Below are 1303 nucleotides of genomic sequence, written 5' to 3'. Positions count from 1 at the left end.
GCAGCCTCCGAGGGTGATCACCGAGTCTGCCGCCGCGCAATGGGACCTCGAACTGGATGACCTCTTCCTGAGTATCGGGCACCGCTTCGGCCGAGTTGAGCTCCGCCGCCGGATGCGGGACTACGTGTGCGGGCTGCTCGCCCCGGTAGCCCGCAAGAACAGCTGGCAGCTGGCCGAACAGGCCGGCCACTCCACCCCTGACGGCCTGCAGCACCTCCTCGCCGGATCGAAGTGGGAGCCCGATGACATCCGCGACGACCTGCAGGAATACGTCGCCGACAAGCTCGGCGAGGGCGACGGTGTCCTGATCATCGACGACACCGGGTTCATCAAGAAGGGCACCACCTCCGCCGGGGTCCAGCGCCAGTACTCCGGAACCGCCGGCCGGACCGAGAACTGCCAGATCGGCGTCTTCGCCGCCTACGCCACCACCCGCGGCAGGGCCCTGGTGGACCGAGAGCTCTACCTCCCGAAGTCCTGGACCGAGGACCGGGAACGCTGCCGCACCGCAAAGGTCCCCGACGAGCGGGAGTTCGCCACCAAGGGCGAACTGGCCCGGCACATGGTGCTGCGGGCCCTGGCCTCACCACTGCCCATCACTTGGGTCACCGCGGATTCCGCCTACGGCCAGGACAACCGATTCCGCCGGCTGCTGGAACAGTCGGGTGTCGGCTACGTGCTGGCCGTGCCCAAGTCTCAGTTCAGCGTGGGCTGTTCACGGATCGAGGGCCTGTTCGCGCAGGCACCCGCCGAGGCATGGGAGAAGATCTCATGCGGCGACGGAGCGAAGGGCCCCCGCATCTATCACTGGGCAGCCGTGCGGCTGCCGGCCGTCGCCGAATTCGACTATCAGGGAGAGGTCCCTCACCGGATGCGGTGGGCATTGGCCCGGCGCAGCATCAGCAAGCCCGACGAGATCGCCTACTACCTCGCCTACGCACCCCTGCAGGTCACCGTCCAGGAGCTGGTGCGGGTCGCCGGGGCACGCTGGGCGATCGAGGAGTGCTTCCAGGCCGCGAAGAACGAGTGCGGCCTGGACCAGTACGAGGTCCGCCGCTACGTGGGTTGGTATCGGCACATCACTCTGGCCATGCTCGCTCACGCCTTCCTGGCCGCCACGGCACACCAGTCCTGGGAAAAGGGGGCGGAACAGGTGAGACGCCCGGGCTCATCGGGCTCACAGTGGCGGAGGTTCGGCGACTCCTGGCAGCTTGTCGTGCCCGGCCCCCGCACCTGAGCGGACACCGCGGACGACACCACGCGCTGAGCTGGTCGAACTGGCGCCGCCAACGCCAAGCAGTCG

The 1303-nt window shown here is 68.3% G+C and carries 1 protein-coding gene; it reads left to right on the top strand.

Annotated elements, in window-relative coordinates; translation table 11 throughout:
* Positions 1-13 precede the first annotated feature (13 nt).
* Complete coding sequence (locus ACH45E_RS45740; RefSeq protein WP_399042900.1) at positions 14-1237, top strand: IS701 family transposase; 1224 nt, start codon at positions 14-16, stop codon at positions 1235-1237.
* The last annotated feature ends 66 nt before the right edge of the window (positions 1238-1303 follow it).

Origin of the sequence: Streptomyces sp. NPDC020299 (assembly GCF_044387825.1) — a bacterium.
Lineage (GTDB): Bacteria > Actinomycetota > Actinomycetes > Streptomycetales > Streptomycetaceae > Streptomyces.
The sequence above is the reverse complement of the archived record's forward strand: the minus strand, read 5'-3'. Positions and strand labels throughout refer to the sequence as shown.